This window comes from Lelliottia sp. GFLA7, assembly GCF_056490165.1.
Window position 1 is genome coordinate 601896 of record NZ_JBWLAQ010000002.1, and the last position, 23904, is coordinate 625799.

A 23904-nucleotide genomic window follows, 5' to 3' on the forward strand; every position below is an offset into this window, starting at 1 on the left:
CGGCGCTTATTTGTGCAGTAAATGCACGGTGAGTTTTTGTTATGTAAATCAGGAAATTGAAGTACGCAGTAACATCATCGGGAGGCTTTATGTCTGTTAAAAAGCTCGATGATGGTCGATATGAAGTGGACGTCAGACCTGCAGGGCGCAACGGAAAGCGCATCCGCAGAAAGTTCGATAAGAAAAGCGAAGCTATCGCTTTCGAAAAGCATACTCAGTACAACCATCACAACAAAGAATGGTTGGCAAAACCGACAGATAAGCGGCATCTGTCAGAACTGACAAAAATCTGGTGGGAGTTGAAAGGTAAGCATGAGACTCACGGTCGAGATTACTTGGGCAAGATTGAGTTGTTCATCAAGATAACCAATGACCCATGTGCCTTTCAGATTACAAAATCATTGATAAGCCAGTACAGCTCGGTACGGCGTTCTCAAGGTATCAAACCATCGAGTATAAATCGCGATTTGACCTGTCTTAGCGGGATGTTTACCGCATTGATAGATGCAGAGCTATTTTTCGGGGAGCATCCTTTCCGAGGCCTGAAAAGGTTGAAGGAAGATAAACCGGAAACTGGATATCTCACACAAGAAGAGATCGCCGAGCTCCTTTCCAAAGTAGACGGGGATAATAAAAAAATCGCGATTCTTTGCCTTAGCACCGGCGCGAGGTGGAGCGAGGCAGCAAAACTGAAAGCGGAAAACATCATTCAAAATCGCGTCACGTTTGTTAAGACAAAGACCAACAAGCCGCGAACCGTTCCGATATCTAAGGAGCTGGCAACAATGATCACAAAAGGTAAGCGTGGTTTCCTTTTCACCGAGGCTAACTATCCAGCGTTCAGACGGCTGATGAAAGAGCTGAAACCCGACCTGCCACCGGGTCAGGCTACACACGCATTGCGTCACAGCTTTGCTACTCACTTTATGATTAACGGAGGCAGTATTATCACGCTTCAACGGATTCTCGGGCATTCAAGGATTGAGCAGACAATGACCTATGCACACTTCGCCCCTGAATACCTGCAGGACGCGATAACGCTCAACCCTTTACGCGGTGGCACTGACGCTCAGAGTGTCCACACAGTGTCCACACTTGAGTGATTTATAATGGTTTTCAGTGGTCCTTTGTGCCGCGCAAACCCGCATTGCACCGCTGAAAGCCCCTGCTGTAAGGGTGTATAAACGCCCTTACGCAGGCTTATTTTTTTGCCTTCAGCAAACTATTTCAAACAAAACACGCATTTCGAGAATGTAAGGTGACATTTAGCCGCCAGCCTTTTTCGCGAGCGCCCTACAGTCGAAAAGTTCGAATCAACGAATACTTAAACTCCAAGCGCATCACGGATTGCGGCTTCCATTTTCTCCGGGGCGGTGATCGGTGCAAAACGCTTGAGCGGTTTACCGTCGCGTCCAATCAGGAATTTCGTGAAGTTCCACTTGATCCGCCCACCCAGTACGCCGGGCAACTCGCTTTTGAGATAACGAAACACCGGATGCGCTGCGGTTCCGTTGACCTCGACTTTCTCGAACATCGGGAAGCTTACCCCGTAGTTAATGTGACAGGTCTGCGCAATTTCGTCGGCACCGCCGGGTTCTTGTTTTCCGAACTGGTTGCAGGGGAAACCAAGCACCACCAAACCTTGGGCGGCGTATTTATTGTAAAGCGCTTCAAGGCCGCCATATTGTGGCGTGAACCCACACCGGCTGGCGGTATTAACCACCAGAACCACCTTACCCGCGTAGTCGTTCATAGAGATAATCTGGCCGCCAAGGCTGGTGGCTGTATGTTGATAAAAGGCGGTCATAGGGCAATCCTCAAAGCAGAATCGGTTCGACGTCGACATTACCACATAATAGCGCTGTCTCTGGGGCACAGGGAAAATGTCGTGGAGAGAAGATTCCGTACCTGGCTACGTGGCAGATCTGGAAACGTATTCACCGCTCCTTTGCACCAGCGAACGAAAAAAACAACAAACAGACGGCCTTCGTGACCTGCTCCCCGTTAATTCATACAGTGCGAATTTTAGCAACATCAATGCCTGGCGCAAATCCAGCAGTCACGTCATCAACATCACAAATCGAATAGGAACATATTGTGTCCCTTTCATCCTGTTCTTACGCGCTTTTCCCTTCCCTGAGATACACTCTTGATAGAGCTAAATAGGGAGCACCGTGGATGGCGACATATCCGGAAAGTTTACTGATCCTCAACGGCAAAAGTGCCGGTAACGAACTGCTGCGCGAGGCAATTACTGAGCTGCGTGATAACGGCGTGATTATTCACGTTCGCGTCACCTGGGAAAAAGGCGACGCTGCGCGTTATATCGAAGAAGCCTGCCAGTTGGGCGTTGAGACCGTTATAGCAGGCGGTGGCGACGGCACAATCAATGAAATCGCGACCGCGCTTATCGAGCGAGATGCGGCGGAGCGTCCGGCGATGGGGATTTTACCGCTCGGAACGGCCAATGATTTTGCCACCAGCGCAGGGATCCCGGAAAGCCTGGATAAAGCGCTCCAACTGGCGATTGTGGGTAAAGCCGCAGCGGTGGATATTGCCCAGGTTAATGATAAAACCTGCTTTATAAACATGGCGACGGGCGGTTTTGGCACGCGTATCACCAGCGAAACGCCGGAAAAACTCAAAGCGGCGCTCGGCAGCGTGTCGTATTTGATTCATGGTCTGATGCGGATGGATATGCTGAAGCCCGACCGCTGTGAAATTAACGGCGAGAATTTTCACTGGCAGGGCGATGCGCTGGTGATTGGCATCGGCAACGGGCGTCAAGCAGGTGGCGGACAGCAACTTTGTCCCGACGCGTTGATTAACGACGGTTTGCTGCAGCTGCGTATTTTTACCAGTGATGGATTACTGCCTGCGCTGTTCACCACGCTGACCAATCCGGAAGAAAGCCCCAATATTCTCGACGGTCAGTCCGAGTGGTTTGAAATTATCGCCCCACACGGTATGACGTTTAATCTGGACGGCGAGCCGCTGAGCGGGGAACATTTCCGTATTTCGCTGTTGCCCCGAGCGCTGAACTGTCGACTGCCGCCAGATTGTCCGCTTTTGCGCTGATGTTTTCGCCCTGCGCGCGAAATTGCATTCTCCCGCAGGGGAATAAAGCGTTTTAATACACCGCCACTTCGCGCGCCATCTCACGACTGTACTGCTGGCTGGCATTCACCAGCATGCGGGTATAGTCGGTTTTGGCGTTACCGGCCACCAATTCATCCACAGTTAAGGTCTCGAGAATTTTGCCGTACTGCATCACGGCCACTTTCTGGCACAAATGCGCAATAACCCCCAGATCGTGCGTCACCATCAGATAAGTGAGATTGGATTCGCGCTGCAAGTCTGCCAGCAAGTTCAGGATTTCAGCCTGCACGGACACGTCCAGCGCTGACGTCGGTTCATCCAGCAGCAGCACCTGCGGTTCCAGAATCAACGCGCGGGCAATCGCCACGCGCTGGCGCTGGCCGCCTGAGAGCTGGTGCGGATAGCGGTCGCGAAAGGCCCGATTGAGCCCCACTTTATCCAGCAAGCCGTGGATGCGACGATCCCGGTCATTCATGCCCTGAATTTGCAGCGGTTCTTCCAGAATGTCCCCGATGGTGTGGCGCGGATGCAATGAGCCGTACGGGTCCTGGAACACCATCTGCACGCGACGACAGCGTTCCTGGGTGATGCGTTTCTCCAGCGGTTTGCCGTTGATTGCCAGCTCGCCGTCCCAGTGGGTAAATAGCCCGGCGAGGCATTTCAGCACCGTGGTTTTGCCGGAACCCGATTCGCCCACCAGCCCGTAAACCTCCCCTTCCTTAACGTGAATGTTCACGTCATCCAGCACCTGATTGCGCTTCTCACCTTCGCCAAACGCGAGGTTGAGGTGTTTAATCTCGATCATCTCTGCTCCTTACTCGGTGAGCCAGCTGGTCTGGCGCTGCAAGACCGGCAGCACCGGACGGCGATGGTTAAGTTCCGGCAGCGCGTTGATCAGGCCCTGCGTGTACGGATGTTTGGCGTTGTGCAGATCGCAGGCGGCGATAGACTCCACCACCCGCCCGGCGTACATCACCAGCACACGGTCGCAGAAACTGCGCACCAGGTTGATGTCATGGCTGATAAATATCAGCCCCAGACCACGCGATTTCACCAGATCGTCCAGCAACCCCAGCACCTGCAAACGCACCGACACGTCGAGCGCAGAGGTCGGTTCATCGGCGATCACCAGATCCGGATCGGTGATCAGCATCATCGCAATCATGATGCGCTGTCCCTGACCGCCAGAAATCTCATGCGGATAGAGGTGATACACCCGTTCCGGCTGGCGGATGCGCACCACATCCAGCATCTCCAGCACTTTGGCTTTGGCCTCGGCTTTGCGCCCGGGATGGTGCGTCAGCCAGGCTTCGGCTATCTGGTCACCGACGCAAACCACGGGATTGAGCGAATATTTTGGGTCCTGCATGATCATCGAGATGCGCTTGCCGCGGATGCCGCGCATTTGCGCCTCGCTGACGCTGCGCAGATCCACATCGCCAAACTGCATACGCGTGGCGCTAATGCGGGCTTTCGCCGGGTGAAGGCGTAACAGTGCCCGCCCTACCGTGGATTTACCGGAACCTGATTCGCCGACAATCGCCAGCTTTTCTCGTCCGAGCTGGAAGGAGACGCCGCGCACCGCATTGGTGACCGCGCCGCCGTTGATAAAGTCGACGTGGAGATCGCGCACGTCGAGCAGAGGTGCATTATTCGCTGCGAGGATCGAGGATGTCACGTAGGCCATCTCCTAAGAAGTTAAACGCCAGGCTGTTGATCAAAATCGCCAGCCCCGGAATAGTCACTACCCACCAGCACTCCATCATGTAGGTGCGCCCGCTGGAAATCATCGCCCCCCACTCCGGCTCCGGCGGCTGTGCGCCAAGGCCCAGGAAGCCCAGCCCGGCGGCGGTCAGGATGATCCCGGCCATGTTCATGGTGATACGGATAATCACCGACGGCAGGCACAGCGGGACAATATGTCGCCACAGCACGCGTGGCGCGGATGCCCCTTGCAAACGCACGGCGGAGATAAAATCAGCCTGACGCAACGAGAGCGTTTCGGCACGCGCCAGACGGGCAATCGGCGGCCAGGCGGTGATCGTAATCGCGATGACCACGTGCTCAAGCCCAGGACCCAACGCGGCGACAAATGCCAGCGCCAGTACGAGGCTTGGGAACGAGATGAAAATGTCGGTTACACGCATCAGCACCGCATCGACTTTGCCGCCAAAATATCCGGCGGTAACGCCCAACAGCAGGCCCAACGGGCCCACGGTGACCGATACCAGCAGCACGATATAGAGCGTGATACGCGAGCCATAAACCAGTCGGCTGAAGATATCGCGACCGAATTCGTCGGTGCCAAACCAGTGCTGCGCGTTCGGGGCGACCAGCGCGTTGTTGAGATCCTGAACCAGTGGATTGTACGGGGCGATCCACGGGGCAAACGCCGCGACAATCAGCAGGAGAAGAACAATTCCGCCGCCAATCGCCGTCAGCGGATTGCGCGCCATTTTGCCCACAAATCCTGCGGCCCGCAGAGCCGTACGTTTGATACGCTGGCGGCTTTCGCTGTTGCGCGCCCCCAGCGGCGTATCCAGAGAAACGGTCATGATTTCGTCCTCGGGTCGAAGAATTGATACAACATGTCGGAAAGCAGGTTGAGCATCACGAAGATCAGCCCCACCAACAGCACACAGCCCATCACCGCGTTCATATCGCCCAGCAGCAAACTGCCGGTGAGATACGAACCAAAGCCCGGCCAGGAGAAGACGGTTTCAATCAGCACCGCGCCCTCCAGCAATGAACCATAGGCCAGCGCCACAACCGTCAGGAGCTGTACCAGAATATTACGGAACGCGTGATTCCAGATAACCTGACGCTCGGTTAAACCCTTAACGCGCGCCGTGATAATGAACTCCTGCGACAGCTGTGCCAGCATAAAGCTGCGGGTCATACGGCTGATGTAAGCCAGCGAGTGAAAACCGAGCAATGACGCAGGCAATACCAGATGGTTAATCGCGTTCCAGAACACCGCGCTGTTACCCGCCAGCAGAGCATCGACGGTCATTAATCCGGTACGACGCGGCACGATACCGTCCAGCCCCAGGTCAAGCCGTCCGGCACCGCCCACCCAACCGAGCCAGGCGTAGAACAGCAGCAGCCCCATCATGCCGACCCAAAAGATCGGTGTGGAATACCCCGCCAGACTGATAATGCGGACCACGTAATCGGAAATACTGTTGCGACGCGCCGCCGCCAGCACGCCCAGCGGAATGCCAAGCCCTGCGCCGACGATAATCGCCATGGTGGCCAGCTCCAGCGTGGCCGGGAAGACGCGCATAATGTCGTCGGTTACCGGTTTGCCGGTCAGCAGCGCATTGCCAAGATCGCCATGCAGCAGATTGTTCAGATAAATGCCGAACTGGGTCAGCAGCGACTTATCAAAGCCTAACTGCTGATACACCTGCTGATAGGTACTGTGGTCCGCATCCGGGCCGACAATCGCCAGCACCGGATCGACCGGCATGACGCGGCCGATAAAAAACGTCAGCACCAGCAGGCCAAACAGCGTGATCAGCACCTGCGTCAGTCGCTTTGAAAAACGACGGGTACGGGAGCCGGGAGAGAGGATCGCAACGCTCATTTGTCACCTCCGGTTTTGTAGACTTCACGCAGGAACGTGGTGGCTGACGGGTGCGATTGGAAGTTTTTGACTTCATTACGCACCACCACTGAATCGACCATTTGCGAGAGCGGAATCATCGCCGGGATCAGCTCGTCGTAACGCACCTGGATTTGCTGGTAATCGACAATTTGCTGTTTCGGATCGCGCTCAAGCAGCGCTTTGTCGATCATCTCATTCAGCGGTTTATCGTAGAAACTGGTACGCCAGCCCTGGAAGTTGGTCAGCCGCGCTTCGTCGCTGTTGTCCGGGTTGTAAACCAGCGCCCGCAGGCTGGAATGCGGATGTGGCTCTACGCCGCTGCCGCCGCGCCCGACCAGCAGGTCGAATTTACGCTCGCGCATGGCGCCGTAAATCTGATTCCCGGTGCCGGTAATGATTTTGGCGTTAATCCCCGCCTGCATCAGCGTGGACTGCACCGCGATGGCGATATTCAAAAACGGCTGATCGGCCAGCACACGCAGCGTGGTGTCGAATCCGTCCGGATAGCCCGCTTCCGCCAGCAGTTTTTTGGCGCGAGGGATATCCAGTTTGTAGCCCGGGTCCGGCAGCGTCGACGGCATTCCGGCTTTGATCGGCCGCTGGTGCAGCACGCCATATCCCGGCATCAGCGCCTTGTTGATGCCCTGGTAATCAATCAGATAACGCACCGCTTCACGCACTTTAGGATTCGCGAAATGCGCCTCTTTCATGCTCATCGCCACGTAATACACCGTCCCTTTTTGCACAGCTTCAACCGTGAGATTCGGGTCTTTGCGCAGGGCGTTGATGTCGGAAACGGCCATATTGTTGGCAATGTCCAGATCGCCTTTTTCAATCATCAGGCGCAGGGTTTGCGATTCCTGAAAATGGCGCAGCACGATGCGGTTCATCTTCGGCTGTTCGCGCCAGTAGTGCGGATTACGCTGCATGCGCAGTACGTCTTTCGCCTGCCAGGTGTCGAGCATAAACGGCCCGGACCCGGCTTCGTTCGTCGTCAGCCAGCGGTTGCCCCAGTCGTTATTCACTTCATGAGTTTGCACCGTTTTGCTGTCGAGCACGCCCAGGTTGCCCAGCGCGCCGAGAGAGTAAATCACCAGCTGTGGGTCATTGGCTTTCGGCAACACGATCTTGACCGTGTAGTCGTCCGGCGCGCTGACCTGCTGGTCGATATTTTTCTTGCTGAAACCATAGGATTTCCACACCGACGCCTGCGCCAGATTCAAATGCAGCAGACGACGCATTGACCACACCACGTCCTGTGCGGTGAGCGGGTTGCCGGAGTGGAATTTGACGTCATCACGCAGATGGAAGGTCAGAGTTTTGCGGTCAGGGGCAATGTCCCAGCTTTTGGCCAGCGCGGGCCTGACATTGGTGAGTTGATTCGGGTCGAGTTCAACCAACGAATCGTAGAGATTCACCACGATGCCGACCACTTCGTTCCCGGTCATGGCGGCCGGGTCGAGCGTCAGCAAGTTGTTCATATTCATACCGATGATGAGCTGGTCGGGCGGCGTTTTTGCGTACGCCGCACCGCTCCCCATCATCAGCGAGAGCGCGAGTAAACACGCCCTCGTGAGGGAGTTTTTGTTCATCTGTGTATACCGTTTGTAGGGTGAGATATCGTTATGTGTCAGTCGTGGCTGACGGTATTGTTTTCGATATACGCAAAATTAATGTCTTCGCCCAATCCTGGGCCGGTCGGCAGGCTGACAATGCCGTTTTCATCCATCGGATCGACGATGCTGTTGAGGTAAGCGGCAGGCACATCGTAATCCAGGAACGGATGCAACAGACCGCGTTCGTACCAGCGACAGTTCTTGATAGCGCCGATAACTGCCAGGCTCGCCGCGCCGTTACCGTGAACCTCGCAATCCATACCAAACGACTCGGCAAGGTTCGCCACTTTGAGCGTTGGGGAAATGCCGCCTACACCGTTTGCGCCCGCGCGTAAGATGTCGCACGCACCTGCTTTGACCCAGTCGGCACGGCTGTGGTGTTTTCCGCCCAGACTTTCCGGGCCAATGATTGGGATGGACAGGTTTTCTGCCAGCCAGGCGTAAGAAGACATGCTCTCTTCTTCCATCGGTTCTTCGAACCAGGCGAAGTCGAGTTTTTCCAGCTCTTTACCGATGTACAGCGCTTCAGTCCGGCTGTACCAGTGATAGCCATCGATCATCAGGTCGATATCCGGACCGACCGCTTCACGCACTGCAGCGCAGGCTTTGACGTCCATTTTTGGGTTGGGTGCGAATGAAACCGGCGGCATCCAAGTGTGTAGTTTGATGGCTTTATAGCCGCGCGCGACCAGTTTTTCAGCGAAGCTGGCATATTCGTCCGGCGTCGAGAGGCCGCCCGGCAGGTCGTCACCGCACATGGTGCTGCCGTACGCAGGCACTTTATCGCGGAAGCCGCCCAGCAGTTTCCAGACCGGCATATTCAGTTTGCGACCGATCAGATCCCACAGCGCTTGCTCCACAAACGACAGGGCGCGTTCGGTGAGTTGATGGGCGCTGCCGCGCTGCCAGTGCGCCAGATCCTGCCAGATGCGCTCGCGGTTGAACGCGTCCTGGCCGACCAGCACTTTACGAAAGAAAGTGTTCACAACAAAAGGGCGCACCACTTCCGGCGGTGCAAATGAATACCCTTTGGTGCCATCGTCTGCGGTAATCGTCAGCATCGCCATTTTGGCCATGCTTTCAGGTCCAGGATGTGAGTGCCCGGCGGTGTCGGACACCCGACGCGTGGGATACTGGAAGACGGTGACGTTTACAGATTCAATTTTCATTATCAGTCCTTAACACAACAGAGGTCATAGCGACGTCGTAATTTGAAAAGCTGTTTCGAAACTAACTTTAAGCGCAAAATTCATCCACGGCCTTAGACAAATTCCGCTAAGCATCGACCATTTATTGTGCATATGCACGGGAGGGAGTGATACTTTTCACAAAAGGACAGAGAACTGTGAAGTGGATCGGGAGGGGAGTTTGGCTGAAATGAAATTAGGTTTCGGATTTTAACTGTGCGGTCTGATGCCCTCACCCCAACCCTCTCCCACAGGGAGAGGGAGAAAAGAACGCACAGGACAGCTCCCTCTCAAACGGGGAGGGGGAGAAAAGCACTGATCAGCGCCCTCTCTCCATGTCAGAGGATAAGCGTGAGAGGAAAACTGAGGGAGAAAAGAACGCACCGAACTGTTCCCTCTCCCACGGGGAGAGGGTTAGGGTGAGGGGAAATTTACGCAATCGTCACTTTGCTATCCAGATAGACATCCTGCACGGCATTAATCAGTTTAACGCCATCGGCCATCGTCTTTTTAAACGCTTTGCGACCGAGGATGAGCCCCATGCCGCCCGCGCGTTTGTTGATAACCGCCGTGCGCACCGCGTCGGTTAAATCGGTTTCACCGCCCGCCGCACCGCCGGAGTTGATAAGCCCTGCACGGCCCATATAGCAGTTCGCGAGCTGGTAGCGCACGAGATCGATAGGGTTATCACTGGTCAGTTTGCTGTAGACGCGGTCGTCCGTGTAACCAAAATTCACCGCTTTATAGCCGCCGTTGTTCTCGGCCATTTTCTGCTTCACGATATCCGCGCCGATGGTGGCCGCCAGATGGTTGGCCTGGCCGGTAAGATCCGCAGAAACGTGATAGTCCACGCCGTCTTTTTTGAACGCATTATTGCGCAGATACGCCCACAGCACGGTTACCATACCCAGCTCGTGCGCGCGTTCAAAGGCCGCTGAGATCTCTTCAATCTGCCGACGCGACTGCTCAGAACCAAAGTAAATCGTCGCCCCAACCGCCACCGCGCCCATGTTGAAAGCCTGCTCCACGCTGGCGTAGAGCGTCTGGTCATATTCGGTGGGATAACTCAGCGTCTCGTTGTGGTTCAGCTTAACGAGGAAAGGAATGCGGTGGGCGTAGCGGCGTGATACCGAAGCCAGCACGCCGTAGGTCGACGCAACACAGTTGCAGCCCGCTTCTATCGCCAGCTCGACAATATTCTTCGGATCGAAATAGAGCGGATTCGCCGCAAATGACGCGCCAGCGGAGTGCTCCACGCCCTGGTCAACCGGTAAAATCGACAGATAACCGGTTCCGCTCAGGCGTCCGGTGTTATAAAGCGTCTGCATGTTCCGCAGTACTGCCGGTGGCCGGTTGTTATCAATCATGACGCGGTCAACGTAATCATGGCCCGGCAGATAGAGCTGTTCGGCTGGAATAGTCATACAACGATGCTGTAAAAGGCTGTCGGCGTCTTTGCCAAGCAACTGCGCAATATCAGTCATAGTGATGCTCCCGTAAGTTCCGACGTCATGTCGGATCGAGTGAACCAAACCCAAATTTTCATGGGCAGACTAAGCCTGGTACTGACACAACAGAATTTCCACCGCCTACGCTTTTTTTCAGCACACCGTCCTGGCGCGTTTGGTGTACATCAAAACGGTTACATTGAGCGGTTATTCCCTACAAAAGTACTTCAATGGTTTATCTACGGCGCGTGGTTATACGACAGCGCAAATACCGGGCACGTAGCGGCGGGCGGGGCTTTGCTGATGCAGTCACACTGGGAAATACAGTTGCAGTGCGCGTCGTCAGTCACCGTGGTGGCGACTGCGCCGACGCGCGAGGCATTACGCCTCGTACACAAAAGCATATCAATCGCTTCAGCAGTCGCTGAGCGATTAACCGGGTATGCATTTATCCCCTTTTTTTCCCGGCCGAAAATTCTTATCCAGAATATGCGTTCGAGGCACTACCACCACGCATGAAAATGGTGAACCGGGCCAATACCGTGACCGACTTCAAGGCTGTCTGCTTTTTCCAGCGCGTGCGACAGCCAAATTTTGGCCTCCTGCACCGTATCCCCCCAATTGTCATGACGCGGGCGGAGTGCAGCCAGCGCTGCCGACAGCGTGCAGCCGGTGCCATGGGTGTTTTTGGTCATGACGCGTGGAGCGGTAAATCGCTGGATACCTTCACGCGTGAAGAGCCAGTCCGGGCTTTCAGCATCGTCCAGATGACCGCCTTTCATCAGCACTGCCTCGCAGCCGAGCGCCAGAAGCGCGCCCCCCTGCTCTTTCATCTCTTGCTCATTGCGGGCCTGAGGCGCATCCAGCAGCGCTGCCGCCTCCGGCAGATTTGGCGTGATCAGCGCGACGTGCGGCAGAAGATGTTTTCGCAGGGTTTCGACAGCCGCAGGGGAAAGCAGCGGGTCGCCACTTTTCGCCAGCATCACCGTATCAAGCACCACGTTTTTGACGCGATAGTGTTTGAGGCGCTCCGCGACCGCTTCAACAATATCAGTCTCGGCCAGCATGCCGATTTTGGTGGTATCAATGCGGACATCGCTGAACACAGAGTCCAGCTGGGCACCGACAAAATCCGGTTCCACACGATACACCGACTGCACGCCGCGCGTATTTTGCGCCACCAGTGCGGTAATGACTGAGCAGCCATACGCTCCAAGGGCTGAGAAGGTTTTCAGATCCGCCTGAATCCCCGCGCCGCCGCTCGGGTCCGTGCCAGCAATGGTTAATGCGTTAATACGTCTCATGCCTGCGCCTCCAGGTTCCAGAGCGCGTCAATAAACGCGCTGGCAAAACTTCCTGGCCCGCGGCTTTCTTTGACGGCAACGCTACCGGCTTGCTTCATAAACCCGCATGCGGCGGCAACATTGTTCAACCGGTCACCTGGCAATGAACAGCTTGCCGCGACAACAGCCGAGAGCGCACAGCCTGTCCCCACGACGCGCGTCATCATCACATCGCCGCCAGTGATGGTCTGCGTACGTTGCCCATCGGTGACGTAATCCACTTCGCCCGTCACAGCAACAATGGCGTGAGTTTGTCGGGCAAGAGCAATCGCGGCAGGCAACGCGCTGGAAGCGGTATCGATGGTGTCAACGCCTCGCCCCCCCGCGCTCATACCGGCAAGCGCGAGAATTTCAGAGGCATTACCGCGTATCGCCGCAGGTTTGAGTGAGAGGATTTGTTGGCAAAAACGGGTGCGATACGACAACGCGCCCACGGCCACGGGATCCAATGTCCAGGGCTTTCCAGCGGCCACGGCACGTTCGATTGCCCGACGCATCGCCTGCGCGCGCGGCGCGGTCAGCGTGCCAACATTGATCAGTAAGGCATCAGCCATCGCTGCAAATTGCTCTGCTTCTTCGGCTTCAATCACCATCGCGGGGGACGCACCAAGTGCCAGCAAAACGTTGGCCGTAAAGGTTTGCACCACATCGTTGGTCATGCAGTGTATGAGCGGGGAAAGCGTGCGGAAGTGATGTAAGGCGTGTAAATCGAGTCGGTCAGGCTGCATGTTTCGCTCCTGCCTTGCGAGAAGAAGCGATAACCTTAACAGTCACCTGACTTCCCTACGCTGGCATTATCCAGATCAGGTGGTACGGGTATTTCTCAGCCTTCACGTAGAAGGGCACCCCGAGTCAAATTACCTAAAACTTCAGTAATATGGGCAGCGTAGAGGAAGTAATTATCGAATGCAAGCCTCCTGGACCGCTCTTTTCTGGTCATGAAAATGCTGTAAACATTTATTATTATTGGCCTATTTAGATTGAGTTACCCCCTATATATGTAGACATTTAATGTCATTGATTTTTTAGGGATAAATAATATAAACCTAAGACCTAAACACGTATCCCACTCTACTCAGTAGTCTATTTAAAACAAAATAAAATTAATTAAAACAACGAATTATGTGATCACACAGATAATTCTCAAGTCCCTATTCATTCGTATTTTTCGTGATCTAAATCAAATGTAAAGGGTGCGAATTACTGGATAGTTGTGCAAGGTAACTACTTCGTTTCTCTGTAAGAGACGCTATAAACTGAATGATATCCTGATAATGTGGTAGCAAATGTTAAAGCTTATTATTGCCTCGGCAATCGTATCAATTTCCCTTGTCGCCACAGGGGTTTTCATCGGTGTGATATATAAAAACACGGTTATCAGCATGGCTGGCAATTGCATAAATGAATAACTGAAATTTTATTATTTTGTCATCTGAAAAATGAATATTTCACTTAGCGTGTTTCGCCAATATAAATAACCTGCAAACAGTCAGGTTATTCCGCAGTATCGTTTGATAAAAAAATAAATAATATTAGGGTCAATGAATGAAGAAGATGATGTTAGCTGTTTTGGTCTGCGCCGCGGCGCTTTCGGGTTGTACGACAGAATCGCAACGTATTGCCAATTGCACAAATACCGGCGTCAGCCTGGATACGTGTTATAAAGTTGAGCATGATAATCAAAACGTTAGCCGCGCGGCAGCACTCCAGAATGCGTACAAACGTTCAGATGAATACGCAAAGCAATACGATAATAAGCATCATCATCATGGTGTTGAACAACATGCACAGGCCGCACACGTTGCCGATCCGCTACGTGAAGCGTCATTCTCGGCAAACGGTATTAAGGCCACGGTCAGCAATGGTTTCTTTACTGCCACCATTAACGGCAAAAAAGCCACAGTAAAACGTTTCAATGCCAATGCCTACGAAATTAAAGGCGCGGGATATGTTCTTTCTATTACCCTTGATGAAAACGGAATTACAGACGCGTCATGGAATAAAACCCATGGCAGAGACAATGGATTACTTCAGGTCGTTCAGAAGTAACGCATGGGCGGCTGAAAAGTCGCCTTTTTCGATTTCATCAGCGCGGCTTTTGAGTATATAAATCTGTGAGATTTTTTTCTGTGTTCTTACACACTAAAATCACAGTAAAAACATTGTGTTACTCCCCCTTCGCCAACACCTTTACATTGTAACAAAACAGTAAACAAATTAACCATTGAGCCACGCGCCAAAAGGCTCTATATTGGCCGCGTTTTTTACCTGACCCATCCTTAACTAACTATTTATTCAATCGAGGCGTATAAACAGCCTCGGTTGTAGGAGTGATATGATGACGGATAAAGTCCGTATTGACACTGTAGATGCCCATAAAAGCAACGAAACCTATCTGGCCCGTCAGGCCGAGTTTGAATCGAACGTCAGGAGTTATCCTCGCAAGCTGCCTTTAGCAATTACTAAAGCCGACGGCGTATGGATTACCGATGCAGATAATAAAGAATACCTTGACTGTCTTGCAGGCGCTGGCACCCTCGCGCTTGGCCATAACCATCCTGATGTGCTGAAAAGCATCCAAAATGTCATTACCAGCGGCTTGCCGTTACATACACTGGATCTGACAACTCCGTTGAAAGACGAGTTTTCTGAATACCTGCTCTCCCTGCTCCCAGGCCAGGGTAAAGAATATTGCCTGCAGTTCACCGGCCCATCTGGCGCTGACGCCGTTGAAGCCGCGCTGAAACTGGCGAAAAAAGTAACCGGACGTAGCAGCATTATTAGTTTCTCCGGCGGCTATCACGGCATGACCCACGGCGCGCTGTCCGTGACAGGTAACCTGTCACCGAAAGAAGCGGTCGATAACATGATGCCAGAAGTGCAGTTCATGCCTTATCCGCACCAGTACCGCTGCCCGTTGGGGATTGGCGGTGACGCGGGCGTGAAAGCGCTGACTTACTATTTCGATAACCTGATCAACGACGTTGAAAGCGGCGTGCGTAAACCTGCGGCCGTAATTCTGGAAGCCGTTCAGGGTGAAGGCGGCGTGAACCCGGCTCCGGCTGAGTGGCTGCAGCGCATCCGTAAAGTGACTCAGGAACACGGCATTCTGCTGATCCTCGATGAAGTTCAGGCGGGCTTTGCACGTACTGGTAAGTTCTTTGCTTTCGAACACGCCGGTATTGAGCCAGATATCATCGTCATGTCTAAAGCAGTCGGTGGCGGTCTGCCATTGGCCGTTCTCGGTATTAAAAAGCAGTTTGATGCCTGGGCGCCAGGTCATCATACCGGTACTTTCCGTGGTAACCAGCTGGCGATGGCGACCGGCCTGACGACGCTGAAAATCCTGAAAGACCAGAACATTGCCGACAAAGTGGCTGCACAGGGTGAGTGGCTGAAAGGCCAACTGGCTGAATTGCAGAAACGCTATCCGGTGATCGGCAACGTACGCGGTTTAGGCTTGATGATCGGTATTGAGATCGTGAAACCAAACGAAGCGCCTGACCATATGGGCAGCTTCCCGGGCGATGGCGAGTTGTCTGCGCTGATCCAGAAAAAATGCTTCGAAGCAGGTTTGATTCTGGAACGTGGTGGCCGCGATGGCGTTGTGCTGCGTCTGTTGCCGTCTTTGCTTATCAGCGAGCAAGAGCTGAAAGTCTTCCTGGATAAATTCGAGCAGGCCCTGCTTGCTGCGGGCGTTCGCCCCGCGTAAACGGAGTTAGTGAATACGATGTCTGATTCAAACCCAATTCTGTCGTCGTCGGCACAGAGCATCGAAGCCTATCAGCAGGCTATCGAGCAAAGCTCTCAGGCGGTGATGCAGTGGCTACAGCAGTCTGAAATGTATCAGGGGAAAAGCGTTGCCGAACTGCGCGACAATATTTCCCTGAATTTTGGGCAAAAAGGTCTCGGCAACGAAGCGGCTATCGCGCGTGCTGTTGAGTATTTCCTGAAAGACAGTCTGTCAGTGCACCATCCGCAGTGCGTAGCGCATCTGCATTGCCCAAGTCTGGTAGTCAGCCAGGCGGCGGAAGTGCTGATTAACGCCACTAACCAGAGCATGGATTCCTGGGACCAGAGTCCTTCAGCGACCATTATTGAAATGAAGCTGATCGACTGGCTGCGTACCCGTGTTGGCTATCAGTCCGGCGATGCAGGCGTATTTACCAGCGGCGGTACCCAGAGCAATCTAATGGGGCTGATGCTGGCACGCGATGCGTTCTTTGCGGCCAAAGGTCATTCGATCCAGCAGGACGGTTTGGTTGGCGATCTGCGCAAAATCCGCGTGTTATGTTCTGAAAATGCACACTTCTCAGTGCAGAAGAATATGGCGCTGTTGGGTCTGGGCTATCAGTCTGTCATCCAGGTGAAAACTGACGATTGTTCACGTATGGATCTGACCGATCTGGCCGCAAAAATTGCGTACTGCAATGCGAACGGCGAGCAGATTCTGGCAATCGTGGCAACAGCGGGTACTACCGATGCGGGTGCGATTGATCCACTGCGCGCAATTGCTGAGATGGCTGCAGAACAGCAGATTTGGGTGCATGTCGATGCGGCATGGGGCGGCGCGCTGCTTATGTCCGAAAAGTACCGTGATTATCTGGACGGCATTGAGCTGGTGGATTCCATCACTCTGGACTTCCACAAGCAGTTCTTCCAGACCATCAGCTGCGGTGCGTTTTTGCTGAAGGAAGCGCGTCACTACGAGCTGATGCGTTACCAGGCGGCATACCTGAACTCTGAGTTCGACGAAGAGCAAGGCGTACCGAATTTGGTGTCCAAATCATTACAGACCACGCGTCGCTTTGATGCGCTGAAACTGTGGATGAGCCTGGAAGCGTTAGGTCAGGAGCAGTATGCCGCGATTATCGATCATGGCGTTACGCTGGCACAGGAAGTGGCTGTGTATGTGCAGAACCAAAATGCACTGGAACTGGTCATGCAGCCGCAGCTGGCGAGCGTGCTGTTCCGCTTCCGTCCCGAGCACGATCTGAATGATGCGGCTATTGCATTGTTGAATCAGAAAATTGGTGATGCGCTATTGGATTCTGGTCGTGCAAACGTCGGGGTGACCGAGCACAACGGTGTGACTTGCCTGAAGCTAACTCTGCTGAATCCAACGGTAACGCTGGATGATGTCAAAGTGCTGCTTTCGCTGGTAGAACGCACTGCGCTAGAAATCCTGGCAAGATAATCTTGCTTGTGCCCCTTTTCTCCTGGAGAGGGGCACAATAATAGTCAATCGAAAGTCCCGTCTACCCGCATTCCGACGCTGAAAATTTCCCGCCCGCTGGCTCAGAACACGTCATTCATTTTTTACTTTTCGGCCGACTGGCTGTACTCATACTGACTGTAACCCGTTGTGTAATAAATGGCCGCGGATTTAACAACATCATTCAGAATGGCACCCTCGATAGACACGCCAGCTAGATGAAGGCGTTTAACGCATGCCTGCATCTCTTTTACGCTGGTCATACCAAATCTCGCCACCAGCAATGTCGTGCCGGCCCTTCGTCCCACTAATGAAGCATCCGTGACAGCAAGTATTGGAGGAGTATCAACGATAACCATCTCATAATATTCGTTGGCCCATCTCAGTAACTGCTGGAAACAGTCCCCAATCAGCAACTCCGAAGGGTTAGCCGGAACTTGGCCGCAGGTCAGCACATCGACGCCACCGGGCGCATAGTGCTGTATGGCGTCCTGATACTCCACTTTTCCCATCAACACATCAGCCAGACCGCGACTGTTGGCGAGCGAAAATATCTGATGAACATAACCTTTGCGCATATCGGCATCGATAAACAACACTTTTTGTCCAGCTTGCGCAACGATGGCGGCTAGTGACGTCGCCACCAGCGTCTTACCACAGTCCTGCGTGGGGCCTGTCAGCATGATGACGCGATTTTTAGCCTCCATCATGGTGAAATGCAGGCTGGTGCGCAGACCGCGAATAGCCTCAACAAAGACATCTACTGGCCGGTCCACAGGCAAGAAAGGCACATTTCTTGTTTTGTGATTCCAGCGTTCGCTGATGAAACGCTTACCCCGCAAACGGGTCTTTTTCCACAGCCATACGGAACGCGGCAGCGTTGCAAGAACCGTTATCCCCTGCATTTCGAGTTGCTCAGGCGTTTCGATACCCCGTTTCATTGCCATACGCACCATGACGATGCCCACAGAAAGGACAAAGCCCAACAGCCCCCCTATTAGCACGATTAATGCTTTCTGAGGTTTAATCGGTTCAGGCTGTGTTACTGCTGAGTCAATAATCCGGACGTTACCAATTGCGCTCGAACGCGAAATACTGAGCTCTTGCTGGCGCGTCACGAGCTGTTGGTAAATCGCGCGGCCGGAATCAACGTCCCTGCTCAAGCGCAATATTTCCTGTTGCGTTGAAGGCATCGAGGTCACACGTTTATTAAGGCGTGCTTTTTCACTTTCAAGTGTTTGCCGCTTTTCCATTAATGCCCGGTAAGTCGGATGATCCTTTTTGAAAAGCTGAGAGATTTCCGCTTCGCGAAACGTCAGTTCATTCAGCTGGTTATCAGCATTAACGATCTGCTCCAGGACTGATTTTGCCTCCAGCGTTAAGTCAACGGAATCACGCTGTTTACGATAGCTATTGAGCCGCTCCTCGGCCACATCCAGATCCGCCCGGATTTGTGGCAATTCCCGCTGTAAAAATGCCAGACTTTTCGCATCCTGCGCAGCCTGACGATCAATGTTTTGGCGTAAATAATTTTCTGTAATGCTGTCCAACGTCCTGGCAATCAAGTCGGGATCTGGACCCGTTAGCGACAGATTAAGCACCCCACTTTGCTTAGCCGTTTCGACGACAGCAAACCGATTATTCAGGGCATTGATAGATTCCAGCTTCGATTGTTCATTTAGGATGAACTGCGCTCCGGGTGACCCATCCATGACGTTTACCCAGAGTGACACGCCATTCTTTTGAAAATACTCACCCACCACGCCTTCGCCTTGAAAATCATCACCTTCAATACGATAGTTCTTTGAATCCAGCACTGTCAGCGTCAGCGGCTGAGCCTTACCCTTCGCAGCGGGTATATGTAAATTGATCAGACTCAACGTGGCCAGTTTGCGCCCCGTCATCCGCGCCCAGAGACGCCCAAACACGGGGAAATAATAATTTTTTACGTCATAGTTCAGATGGAGATCGTCAACCGTTTTGCCGAGGATCATGCGTGATTTGAGCAACTGGATTTCAGGCAACGCATCGGGGGAAAGTTCCGGGTTCAATTCGCCAAGATTTTTAAGCAGGCTGTTATCCTGTTTACCTTCGATTTGCACCATGGCGTCTGCCTTGTAAATCGGCGTTGCCACACACGCATATAGCCCTGCAATCACGGTAAACAGGAAGGTAATGCATAGAATAAGCAGGCGATGGTCGATTATTACGCCCAGCAAACGAATGAGATCAACCTCCTGATTTTCAGTCGCTGCGGCATAACCATTTGTAGTATGTGAAGACATTGGTGCTTGATTCCTTTAGTGACTCAGTCGTTGAGTCCATTCCTGACTCGCCCTGCCAAGCAGATCAAATACGTATTCATACGCTTCATGACTTTTACGAAACGGATCGGGTATTTCCCGAGGTTGCAGCCATTGCCCAAAGAGAAGCGAGCGGCCCCTGATTTCAGGCGCAATTGATGAGATATGGTTAAGATGTTCCGGTTCCATCGCCAAAATAAGGTCGTAAGCGCGCATCAACTCGAGGCTGAGTTTTTGCGCGATATGACCTTCAAGCGAAATACCGTGTAATGCGGCAACTTCCTGGGCTCGTGCGTCCGCTGAGTGACCGACCAGGCCACTCACGCCAGCCGATGCCACGGTTAAACCAGGCATTTGTTGGCGTAACAACCGCTCACCAATAGGCGAGCGGCATATATTTCCGGTGCATACCACCAAAATGGAGTTAATCATTACTGCGGCCACGTTCTGATATAGCGAACGGTTTCAGTCAGATCGTGTACACCACTGATTGTCGGAACGAGTTGGGAAATGACGCGATTCCATTGCGATACTGGGGCAGTTGTCACGTAAACAATATCGTAAGGCTGTAACTGGAATTCAGTACCCAGTACCAGAGCCGAAGCATCTTTTGCATTGAGTTGGTAAATGCTGGCAATTTTTCCAGATTTCGCGGTTTTGGCTTCCGAGCGGATAACAAAAATGCCTGTTGCATCCGCCATATCCTGATTGAGTCCACCGGCATTTCCTAAAGCCTCCGCGAGCGTCATTCCGCTGCGATCCATCTTGAATGTGCTCTGTTTGACAACCTCTCCCATCACGAAAACTTTCAGCGCATCGTTGCGTGGGACAAATAAAATGTCGCCCGGATAAAGCAGTTTATTTTGCGTGAGATCGCCATGTTGCATGAGCGCATAAAGCGAAATATGGCTGTCCTCGCCGTTATGCGTCAGCACAACATCGCGCCAGTCAGCATCAGGAGACAATCCCCCTGCTGCGTTTACTGCATCCATCACAGTCAGCGGAATATTCGTGATCGGTTGTTGCCCGGATTTCATGACCTCACCGGTCACATACGCTTTTTGAGAGCGGAAGGACGCCACGCTGACGTCCACTTGCGGACTTTCGATCACAGAATCCAGGCGAGCCGCAATCTCTTCACGAATTTGAGACACCGTTTTACCGGCAACGTGTAATTTGCCAATATAAGGGTAGAAAATAGACCCATCTGATGCGACCCAGTTACCGGTATCGCTTGCACTGCGATATTGGCCCGCGGGTGTGGTGAGTTCCGGGTGATCCCAGACGGTGATCGTGAGGATGTCCCCGACGTCAACGTGATATTCCCAACTCTTTAATCGCGCATCCAGACTAGGATTTGACTGAGATTTCAACGTCGTTGGACGTAGCGCATCAATGAGAGAAGGCGTAATGGTATACACATCGACTTTTTCATTAATATTAAAATTTTCATCCGTCGCAGGAATGACATTTTTTCCTGACAAGACAAGTTGTTGTCCAGGTAAAACAGCGCATCCTGTTAAATGGCTTATTAGCAGTGTTAAAATTGGCAGCGATATTTTATTTTTCATGTAAATAGCGAGGTCTTTCTTTCTAAGAAATTATTAGGGTTTGCTTATAAATGACAAGCAAGTGACACATTTAATTTAAAGCTTATCAAAAAGTTAAATTAAACCCTTATCAGGTAATGGACAAAAAACAAACCAGGAGATGTTTTAGCAATCCATTGCAAGCCAAAATACTGTCAGCTATAAAACCATGCAGGGTATTCGCATGAATTTTGAATACTAGAACGTCGTGTTAATAAATTCATTCACTGCTGTGTCCAGTTTTATACTTTTATCCATTCCCGAAATGCATCTCGTAGATAATAATTTATATGATTCATTTCGCACCAATGCATTCCCGCGAGAAATGAATCATTCCATGTGCAAACCTGCCCAAATTTGTTACATTTTTTATCGAACAAGCGCAGCCATGACATTTAAAATAGGCTGTTGGCCACACTGCATGAGACAGTGGGTTGAGTTAACAGTAAAAGTCTAAGCGGAGAGAAAATGACTAAGCGTAAAATGCTGCTTTTGGGTGTCTTGATGTCACTGACCAGTGCGGCTTATTCTGCCCCACAAACAGCTGCACCATCAGGCATTCAAGCCTATGAAGAACAAGAGTTCATCGCCGACTTTACAAAATTTAAAATTGGTGACACCGCCCCGGCGCAGTACCAAACGCCTGAGTACACCATCAAGCAATATCAACTGCGTAATCTTCCGGCACCGGATGCAGGGACACACTGGACCTACATGGGCGAAAACTACGTCCTGATCGGCGACACGGATGGTAAAATTTATAAAGCTTATAACGGGGATATTTTCTATCACCGCTGATTCGATCATCGTAAGACCCTGGCAGGAAAGCGATCGTCCTTTCCTGCGGACACTCTTTCTGCATTCTCGTCGAGTTGCCTGGCCGTGGCTTAATAGCGATGAATGGCAACTTGACGATTTCGATGCGGCTACGCGTGATGAGCAAATCTGGGTCGCTATCCATTGCGGTCACCGGGTTGGATTTGCTTCAGTGTGGACTAACGATAATTTTCTGCACAATCTTTTTGTCGATCCGCAACTGCTGCGTTCAGGCGTGGGAAGCACGTTGTTAACGCACGTACAGAAAAGGTTCACCAGTACGGGTGCTCTGAAGTGTCTGGTCAAAAATGCGCGCGCCGTGACGTTTTATCAACGACACGGCTGGCATATCGAAGCGACGGGAGATTCTCCGGACGGAGAATATTACCTGATGCATTACAGGCTACCCTGAAAGGCAGCCTGTAAGATGCGGGTTTACACCGCGCGGAAGGCGATCTCACTCGGAATGACTTCACCCTGCCAGTAAAGCTGCGCTGCGACGCGCCCAGCCAACAGGCGATACATCTCGGCAAACTCGCTGTCAGGACGGCTGACGACCGTTGGCTGCCCCCTATCCAGATCTTCGCGCAGCGTGATATGCAGCGGCATTTGCCCCAGAAGCTGTGTGTGATACTGCGCAGCCAATTTCTCAGCGCCACCGGTACCAAAGATCGCTTCATGGTGCCCGCAGTTGCTGCAAATATGCATACTCATATTTTCGACAACACCGAGAACCGGCACTTCAACCTTCTCGAACATGACGATGCCTTTTTTGGCGTCGACCAGCGCGATATCCTGCGGCGTGGTCACGACAACAGCCCCCGTAACAGGAATGTTTTGCGCCAGCGTCAACTGAATGTCTCCAGTGCCCGGCGGCATATCCAGTACCAGATAATCAAGATCCGGCCACAGGGTTTCCTGCAGCATCTGCAGCAGCGCTTTGCTGGCCATCGGGCCGCGCCACACCATCGCGTTATCATCGGTGACGAGATAGCCGATGGAATTGGTCGCTAGTCCGTGAGCAACGATTGGCGCCATATGGGTGCCATCCGGTGAGGTTGGGCGTTGATTTTCCGCGCCTAACATATTCGGGATAGATGGGCCGTAAATATCGGCATCAAGAATCCCGACTTTTGCCCCTTCAACTGCCAGCGCCAGCGCCAGATTGACCGCGGTAGAGGATTTCCCTACTCCGCCTTTACCAGAGCTAATGGCGATAATGTTCTTAACACCATTCACGCCTGCCTGGTTTTTGACGCGTTTTAGCGTGGCAATATTGTGCGTCAATTTCCAGTCAATCGCTTTCGCGCCTGTGATGCGCAGCAGATCTGAACTGCACTGCTCTTTTAGCGTTTCGAAAGCATTGCTCCAGACAAACGGCATCTGCACTTCGATATGCAGGGTGTCATCCAGCCATGCAACATGGTGCAACGCTTTCAGCGCCGTAAGATTGTGTTTCAGTGTTGGATGCTGAAAATTAGCCAGCGTCCCGGCGACCATTGCTCGTAAGGCTTCCGGTGATTTGGCCTGGGATTGAGAACTCATCCCGACTCCTTTGTTGTTGTTCTGAAAAAGTGCTCGTCACCGTCAAGTTTACCCCAGTGGTCACAATTATTCATTTATGGATTGATGCCCTTAATTCTTGGCGTAGTTATGGCCTTTCGGGTAACATCAAAAG

At 52.6% G+C, this 23904-nt stretch carries 21 protein-coding genes and 1 riboswitch; of the genes, 7 read left to right on the forward strand and 14 right to left on the reverse strand.

The window, feature by feature from the left end; translation table 11 throughout:
- Positions 1-89 precede the first annotated feature (89 nt).
- Positions 90-1103: a phage integrase gene (locus AC07RN_RS08460; protein ID WP_478336117.1), complete on the forward strand. Its 1014-nt coding sequence runs from the start codon at positions 90-92 to the stop codon at positions 1101-1103.
- 221 nt (positions 1104-1324) lie between these two features.
- Here the strand turns inward: AC07RN_RS08460 and AC07RN_RS08465 are convergent, their stop codons facing one another.
- Positions 1325-1807: a glutathione peroxidase gene (locus AC07RN_RS08465; protein ID WP_235133681.1), complete on the reverse strand. Its 483-nt coding sequence runs from the start codon at positions 1805-1807 to the stop codon at positions 1325-1327.
- A 371-nt stretch (positions 1808-2178) separates the two neighbouring features.
- On the opposite strand from AC07RN_RS08465, the gene yegS reads away from it, so the two are divergent.
- Positions 2179-3078 carry a lipid kinase YegS gene (yegS, locus tag AC07RN_RS08470; RefSeq protein WP_478336118.1) on the forward strand — a complete coding sequence of 300 codons (900 nt, stop codon included), beginning with the start codon at positions 2179-2181 and terminating at the stop codon, positions 3076-3078.
- A 52-nt stretch (positions 3079-3130) separates the two neighbouring features.
- On the opposite strand, the gene AC07RN_RS08475 is transcribed toward yegS, so the two are convergent.
- The 9 genes from AC07RN_RS08475 to thiM form a co-directional block, all read right to left on the reverse strand.
- Entirely contained in the window at positions 3131-3904 is a 774-nt protein-coding gene (locus AC07RN_RS08475) for an ABC transporter ATP-binding protein (RefSeq protein WP_478336119.1), read from the reverse strand.
- Between the two features lie 9 nt (positions 3905-3913).
- Positions 3914-4777: an ABC transporter ATP-binding protein gene (locus AC07RN_RS08480; RefSeq protein WP_478336120.1), complete on the reverse strand. Its 864-nt coding sequence runs from the start codon at positions 4775-4777 to the stop codon at positions 3914-3916.
- Complete coding sequence (locus AC07RN_RS08485) at positions 4749-5654, reverse strand: ABC transporter permease (RefSeq protein ID WP_059179213.1); 906 nt, start codon at positions 5652-5654, stop codon at positions 4749-4751. Before AC07RN_RS08485 ends, AC07RN_RS08480 begins: the two co-directional genes overlap by 29 nt.
- Entirely contained in the window at positions 5651-6688 is a 1038-nt protein-coding gene (locus AC07RN_RS08490; protein ID WP_235133685.1) for an ABC transporter permease, read from the reverse strand. Before AC07RN_RS08490 ends, AC07RN_RS08485 begins: the two co-directional genes overlap by 4 nt.
- The gene (locus AC07RN_RS08495; protein WP_478336121.1) at positions 6685-8301 is read right to left on the reverse strand and encodes an ABC transporter substrate-binding protein; all 1617 of its coding nucleotides are present in this window, start codon (positions 8299-8301) and stop codon (positions 6685-6687) included. The genes AC07RN_RS08490 and AC07RN_RS08495 overlap by 4 nt, the downstream gene beginning before the upstream one ends.
- Positions 8302-8339: 38 nt before the next feature.
- Positions 8340-9494 (reverse strand): mandelate racemase family protein, encoded by a 1155-nt coding sequence (locus AC07RN_RS08500; protein WP_015959706.1) that lies wholly within the window; start codon positions 9492-9494, stop codon positions 8340-8342.
- Between the two features lie 449 nt (positions 9495-9943).
- Positions 9944-10996 (reverse strand): class I fructose-bisphosphate aldolase, encoded by a 1053-nt coding sequence (gene fbaB, locus AC07RN_RS08505; protein ID WP_131489444.1) that lies wholly within the window; start codon positions 10994-10996, stop codon positions 9944-9946.
- Positions 10997-11463: 467 nt separating this feature from the next.
- Positions 11464-12264, reverse strand: coding sequence for a bifunctional hydroxymethylpyrimidine kinase/phosphomethylpyrimidine kinase (gene thiD / locus AC07RN_RS08510; protein WP_015959708.1), 801 nt, complete (start codon positions 12262-12264; stop codon positions 11464-11466).
- Positions 12261-13031: a hydroxyethylthiazole kinase gene (gene thiM, locus AC07RN_RS08515; RefSeq protein WP_478336122.1), complete on the reverse strand. Its 771-nt coding sequence runs from the start codon at positions 13029-13031 to the stop codon at positions 12261-12263. The genes thiD and thiM overlap by 4 nt, the downstream gene beginning before the upstream one ends.
- 35 nt (positions 13032-13066) lie before the next feature.
- Positions 13067-13163: riboswitch (TPP riboswitch) on the reverse strand.
- Between the two features lie 685 nt (positions 13164-13848).
- Between thiM and AC07RN_RS08520 the strand changes: the two genes are divergently transcribed.
- From AC07RN_RS08520 to AC07RN_RS08530, 3 genes are all read left to right on the forward strand, one after another.
- Positions 13849-14352, forward strand: a complete 504-nt coding sequence (locus AC07RN_RS08520; RefSeq protein WP_478336123.1) for a hypothetical protein — start codon at positions 13849-13851, stop codon at positions 14350-14352.
- Positions 14353-14638: 286 nt separating this feature from the next.
- Positions 14639-16015, forward strand: a complete 1377-nt coding sequence (locus tag AC07RN_RS08525) for a diaminobutyrate--2-oxoglutarate transaminase (protein WP_478336124.1) — start codon at positions 14639-14641, stop codon at positions 16013-16015.
- Positions 16016-16033: 18 nt separating this feature from the next.
- On the forward strand, positions 16034-17500 hold the full coding sequence (locus AC07RN_RS08530; RefSeq protein WP_478336125.1) for a pyridoxal phosphate-dependent decarboxylase family protein: 1467 nt from the start codon (positions 16034-16036) through the stop codon (positions 17498-17500).
- Between the two features lie 122 nt (positions 17501-17622).
- Here AC07RN_RS08530 and etk read toward each other — a convergent pair whose 3' ends face one another.
- Genes etk through AC07RN_RS08545 form a run of 3 tightly spaced genes read right to left on the reverse strand, consistent with a single transcriptional unit; the run spans position 17623 to position 21392 of the window.
- Positions 17623-19803, reverse strand: a complete 2181-nt coding sequence (gene etk, locus AC07RN_RS08535; RefSeq protein WP_478336126.1) for a tyrosine-protein kinase — start codon at positions 19801-19803, stop codon at positions 17623-17625.
- A 15-nt stretch (positions 19804-19818) separates the two neighbouring features.
- On the reverse strand, positions 19819-20265 hold the full coding sequence (locus AC07RN_RS08540) for an arsenate reductase/protein-tyrosine-phosphatase family protein (RefSeq protein WP_478336127.1): 447 nt from the start codon (positions 20263-20265) through the stop codon (positions 19819-19821).
- Positions 20253-21392: a polysaccharide export protein gene (locus tag AC07RN_RS08545; protein WP_478336128.1), complete on the reverse strand. Its 1140-nt coding sequence runs from the start codon at positions 21390-21392 to the stop codon at positions 20253-20255. The genes AC07RN_RS08540 and AC07RN_RS08545 overlap by 13 nt, the downstream gene beginning before the upstream one ends.
- 486 nt (positions 21393-21878) lie before the next feature.
- Between AC07RN_RS08545 and AC07RN_RS08550 the strand changes: the two genes are divergently transcribed.
- Positions 21879-22208, forward strand: a complete 330-nt coding sequence (locus AC07RN_RS08550; RefSeq protein ID WP_015959716.1) for an RcnB family protein — start codon at positions 21879-21881, stop codon at positions 22206-22208.
- Positions 22159-22638: a GNAT family N-acetyltransferase gene (locus AC07RN_RS08555; RefSeq protein ID WP_478336129.1), complete on the forward strand. Its 480-nt coding sequence runs from the start codon at positions 22159-22161 to the stop codon at positions 22636-22638. The genes AC07RN_RS08550 and AC07RN_RS08555 overlap by 50 nt, the downstream gene beginning before the upstream one ends.
- A 23-nt stretch (positions 22639-22661) precedes the next feature.
- Here AC07RN_RS08555 and apbC read toward each other — a convergent pair whose 3' ends face one another.
- On the reverse strand, positions 22662-23771 hold the full coding sequence (gene apbC, locus AC07RN_RS08560; RefSeq protein ID WP_478336130.1) for an iron-sulfur cluster carrier protein ApbC: 1110 nt from the start codon (positions 23769-23771) through the stop codon (positions 22662-22664).
- Positions 23772-23904 lie beyond the last annotated feature (133 nt).

Excerpts from the sequence above, each read along its gene's own strand:
- AC07RN_RS08460 (WP_478336117.1), top strand. The coding sequence starts at position 90 with ATGTCTGTTAAAAAGCTCGATGATGGTCGATATGAAGTGGACGTCAGA.
- AC07RN_RS08465 (WP_235133681.1), bottom strand. The coding sequence starts at position 1,807 with ATGACCGCCTTTTATCAACATACAGCCACCAGCCTTGGCGGCCAGATT.
- yegS (WP_478336118.1), top strand. The coding sequence starts at position 2,179 with ATGGCGACATATCCGGAAAGTTTACTGATCCTCAACGGCAAAAGTGCC.
- AC07RN_RS08475 (WP_478336119.1), bottom strand. The coding sequence starts at position 3,904 with ATGATCGAGATTAAACACCTCAACCTCGCGTTTGGCGAAGGTGAGAAG.
- AC07RN_RS08485 (WP_059179213.1), bottom strand. The coding sequence starts at position 5,654 with ATGACCGTTTCTCTGGATACGCCGCTGGGGGCGCGCAACAGCGAAAGC.
- AC07RN_RS08490 (WP_235133685.1), bottom strand. The coding sequence starts at position 6,688 with ATGAGCGTTGCGATCCTCTCTCCCGGCTCCCGTACCCGTCGTTTTTCA.
- AC07RN_RS08495 (WP_478336121.1), bottom strand. The coding sequence starts at position 8,301 with ATGAACAAAAACTCCCTCACGAGGGCGTGTTTACTCGCGCTCTCGCTG.
- AC07RN_RS08500 (WP_015959706.1), bottom strand. The coding sequence starts at position 9,494 with ATGAAAATTGAATCTGTAAACGTCACCGTCTTCCAGTATCCCACGCGT.
- fbaB (WP_131489444.1), bottom strand. The coding sequence starts at position 10,996 with ATGACTGATATTGCGCAGTTGCTTGGCAAAGACGCCGACAGCCTTTTA.
- thiD (WP_015959708.1), bottom strand. The coding sequence starts at position 12,264 with ATGAGACGTATTAACGCATTAACCATTGCTGGCACGGACCCGAGCGGC.
- thiM (WP_478336122.1), bottom strand. The coding sequence starts at position 13,031 with ATGCAGCCTGACCGACTCGATTTACACGCCTTACATCACTTCCGCACG.
- AC07RN_RS08520 (WP_478336123.1), top strand. The coding sequence starts at position 13,849 with ATGAAGAAGATGATGTTAGCTGTTTTGGTCTGCGCCGCGGCGCTTTCG.
- AC07RN_RS08525 (WP_478336124.1), top strand. The coding sequence starts at position 14,639 with ATGATGACGGATAAAGTCCGTATTGACACTGTAGATGCCCATAAAAGC.
- AC07RN_RS08530 (WP_478336125.1), top strand. The coding sequence starts at position 16,034 with ATGTCTGATTCAAACCCAATTCTGTCGTCGTCGGCACAGAGCATCGAA.
- etk (WP_478336126.1), bottom strand. The coding sequence starts at position 19,803 with ATGTCTTCACATACTACAAATGGTTATGCCGCAGCGACTGAAAATCAG.
- AC07RN_RS08545 (WP_478336128.1), bottom strand. The coding sequence starts at position 21,392 with ATGAAAAATAAAATATCGCTGCCAATTTTAACACTGCTAATAAGCCAT.
- AC07RN_RS08550 (WP_015959716.1), top strand. The coding sequence starts at position 21,879 with ATGACTAAGCGTAAAATGCTGCTTTTGGGTGTCTTGATGTCACTGACC.
- AC07RN_RS08555 (WP_478336129.1), top strand. The coding sequence starts at position 22,159 with ATGGTAAAATTTATAAAGCTTATAACGGGGATATTTTCTATCACCGCT.
- apbC (WP_478336130.1), bottom strand. The coding sequence starts at position 23,771 with ATGAGTTCTCAATCCCAGGCCAAATCACCGGAAGCCTTACGAGCAATG.